The 3,748-nt window shown below is 38.4% G+C and carries 2 protein-coding genes; both read left to right on the forward strand.

Annotated features, from left to right (window positions below; translation table 11 throughout):
- Nucleotides 1-579 precede the first annotated feature (579 nt).
- Complete coding sequence (gene mfnA, locus EO92_RS01335; protein WP_048135291.1) at nucleotides 580-1,767, forward strand: tyrosine decarboxylase MfnA; 1,188 nt, start codon at nucleotides 580-582, stop codon at nucleotides 1,765-1,767.
- A gap of 535 nt (nucleotides 1,768-2,302) precedes the next feature.
- Entirely contained in the window at nucleotides 2,303-3,397 is a 1,095-nt protein-coding gene (locus EO92_RS01340) for a CBS domain-containing protein (protein WP_048168811.1), read from the forward strand.
- Nucleotides 3,398-3,748: the final 351 nt, after the last annotated feature.

A 3,748-nucleotide genomic window follows, 5' to 3' on the forward strand; every position in this document is an offset into this window, starting at 1 on the left:
ATCAAAGAAATAAAAATTAAACTGATAGTGTATAACATAAACAAAAAAGTTGTAGAAATAATTTGCATAAAATTAAGGATTTCTACAGAGCCCAAAAATCATTAAATAATATACAAATTTCTTTTAGGGCTATTAAGATAAATGGTGTTTATTAATAATCTCTGAATTAATTAAACTAATCTAAAAAGTTAATCTGAGAACCTATATAGTTACTTTTACTTTTCTCTCTCATGTCCTTAATTATTCTCCTGCTTTTTCTTTCCTTCCCCTCTCACTTGATTTATTTCAAAAGTTGATAATTTTTTTGAGTATTTCTCAAAGCCCTTCTTTTATTTTAATTTTTTCTTGCTCTTTTTTCTTTCTTTTTTCCTTCTTTTTTCCTTGTTTTTCAATTTTTCAAATCATTCCACTATTTCTATTTTCTTTTAACTATATTCCTTTTTGTTTATATTTTATTCAAAGATATCCATAATTACTGACTAATTAAAGCTATTTTGGACTTTTATAAAGTCCAGAAGATCAATTCTTCGAGGTTTATTCCATAAGTATTTTAAATAAAACTGGTTTTACTTTATCTATATGAATGTGCAGGGTCTTTCTGAAAGAGAGATATTTTCCTACCTGGAAAATGCAAAGTCAGAGGATACGGATTATTATCGGGTTTTAAGTTCAATGTGTACTCACCCTCATAAGATCGCAGCCGAGGCTCACAGGCTCTTTATTGAGGCTAACCTGGGTGATACCGGGCTTTTTGCCGGAGCTCACAGGCTTGAGCAGGAGGTTGTCAGGATGCTTGGGGAGCTTCTTCATGCTCCTTCAATTGATGTTCCTTCCGGAGACTCATGTGAGAGTTCGGTTTGCGGTTACCTTACTACAGGAGGTACCGAATCCAACATTCAGGCTGTAAGAGGAATGAAAAATCTTGTGACCGCAGGGAAGGAAGGGTTGAAAGGAACTCCAAATATTGTAATTCCTGAATCGGCTCATTTTTCTTTTGATAAGGTTGCCGACATGATGGGTATAGAGGTTAGAAGAGCTTCACTGGATTCGGAGTTTAAGGTGGACCTCACTTCTGTTGAAAGTCATATAAATGCAAACACCATAGGACTTGTAGGGATAGCAGGAAATACTGAGTTTGGCCAGGTGGATCCTATTGACGAACTCTCGGAAATAGCTCTTGAAAACGAGATTTTCCTGCATGTTGATGCGGCTTTCGGAGGTTTTGTAATTCCTTTCTTCGAAAAACCCCAGCCTTTTGATTTCAAAGTGCCAGGCGTTACTTCCATTGCTATAGACCCCCACAAGATGGGCCTGTCCACAATCCCGTCAGGTGCCCTGCTTTTCAGATCCCCTTCTTTCATGGACTCCCTTAAGGTAAATACTCCATACCTTACCACAAAGTCCCAGTTCACACTTACGGGCACCAGGAGCGGAGCCTCAGCTGCCGCTACCTGCGCTGTCATGAAATATCTTGGCCATGAAGGTTACAGAAAGAATGTGCAATACTGCATGCAGCTCACCGTAAAGCTAGTCACAGAAGCTCGAAAAATCGGTTTTGAACCCCTGCTTGAACCTGTAATGAACGTAGTTGCTCTGAAAGTCCCTGACCCTGATCTTGTCAGAGAACAGCTTCTTGAAAGATTCGGCTGGAATGTCTCAATCACCCGCACACCAAGAGCCCTCCGTCTAGTCCTTATGCCGCATAATACCCCGGAAGACATCGAAATATTTTTGCAGGATCTTAAAAAAGTGACAGCAGAAATTTAAAGTTACTGCTTTTTATTTTTATTCTCACTTTCTTTTTTTTTCAGTCGAATACCACACAGCTTGTTGCAGGGTGCACCAGCGAAACTTTGATTTTTTTCCTGTTTTCCTTTTCCCCGTTTTTCAATTTTGCGCAAGCAAATATCTATAGTATTATTGCTAAATAGTAAATAGGATCAGCTACGCTTAATAATGAATTAAAATAATTGGGGAGGGAATTAGCTGATTTTTTTGTTTAATAAAAAACCTGGAACTTTTACGAATCACAGCTTTTTAACCGGAGCTTTTTAACTGGAGTTTTTTGACTGGTATTCAGGAATATACGTTTCATATATGTTTCACATATATTTCATCTAATTTCATCAAGTGTCTGTATTAGTTGAGCTGATCCCAAAACTCAAAATTTGCTTCTTTGGATCTCGTATTTAAGTAACAAATCGAGCTTCTGATTATGAAAGCAATCCTGAATAATTCTGATAATTAAGATTAAAACTGGGTTTTGAGATGAACTCGTTAAATAAAGGGGGCCTTTTAATTCATGAAATCTGCACTGAAAATCGGAAGCGTACTGGGCATACCTATCAGACTGCACATAACCTTTCTTTTAATACTTCCCATTTTTGCATATATTTTTGCAATTAATCCATATCCTTATGGCTTTCAAGGGGTTGAGCCGCCTGCTACAAAATATGCACTTTCGACCCTGACTGCAATCCTGCTTTTTGCCTCAATCCTTTTGCATGAGCTTGCGCACTCATATCTGGCAATGCGCTATGGAGTCAATATTGAAAGCATCACGCTCTTCCTTTTCGGAGGAGTTTCTTCAATGGAAGAGATGCCAAGGGATCCCGGACAGGAAGCAAAGATGGCTTTTGCAGGACCTCTTACGAGCCTGATTATAGGTGCTGTCTGTCTTTTCATATATGGGAATATAATTGCGCCAAATCCTTCGTTTTCTGAAAATCCCGTTTTTCTGACAATCTGGATTCTTGGCATCATGAATATAGTACTTGGAATTTTCAACCTCCTGCCCGCATTTCCAATGGACGGAGGCAGGGTACTCCGTGCTTTCTATGCAAGGAGAATGTCTTATGTCAAAGCTACGCAGAGTGCAGCTGCCGTAGGAAAATTTTTTGCTATCCTGATGGCTATTTTCGGCATTCTTGTAGGAAACCTCTGGTTCCCTTTGATTGCTCTCTTTATTTATGTTGGTGCATCCGAGGAGGAACGCTCCACTCAGGCATCCGTAACTCTTGAAAATGTTCTGGTAAAAGATATAATGACAAAAGATGTAGTTTCAGTACCTTCTTCCATGAATGTTGAAGATCTGGTTCATTTCATGTTTGAGAAAAAGCATATGGGTTATCCTGTAATAGAGGGGGGCGAACTTAAAGGTATTGTGACTTTTACCGATATCCAGCGCGTTTCCACTCTGGATCGCCCTGTAACACGGGTCTCAGATATTATGACCAGAGATGTCATATCTATTACTTCGGATGCACGGGCAAGTGATGTCCTCAAATTGGTTGCATCTAAGAACATAGGAAGAGTTCTGGTCATTGATAATGGGTCTCTTGTAGGGGTACTTTCCAGAACAGACCTGGTCCGGACACTGAGGCTCAGATCAGAATGAGGCACCAAAAAATTCCTTTTTGGAAATGTTCATCCGAAGAAAAGTGTTCATCCGAAGACAGTTGTTCATCCGAAGAAAAGTGTTCATCCGAAGACAGTTGTTCATCCGAAAAAGGATTGCATACACACACTGAAAATCTTTAAAAATAAATAAAACTAAATTGTTAAAGAAAACTGTAAAAATAGCAAAACACAAATTTCTGGCAGGTAATCACACGACTACTTATCTGCCTGTGCTATATTTTTTTACAATTTATAGTTCTTGCCTCAACTAATTACACTTTTAATTTGAGGATGGAATTTTTCCATCCATTTCTTTGCAAATGATAATGATTTCCCTCTTCTCGTAAAC

Source organism: Methanosarcina sp. 2.H.A.1B.4 (genome assembly GCF_000979385.1).
Classification (GTDB): Archaea; Halobacteriota; Methanosarcinia; order Methanosarcinales; family Methanosarcinaceae; genus Methanosarcina.

What these genes read in the sequence shown, in the direction of transcription:
- mfnA (WP_048135291.1), top strand. Translation starts at nt 580, where the DNA reads ATGAATGTGCAGGGTCTTTCTGAAAGAGAGATATTTTCCTACCTGGAA.
- EO92_RS01340 (WP_048168811.1), top strand. Translation starts at nt 2,303, where the DNA reads ATGAAATCTGCACTGAAAATCGGAAGCGTACTGGGCATACCTATCAGA.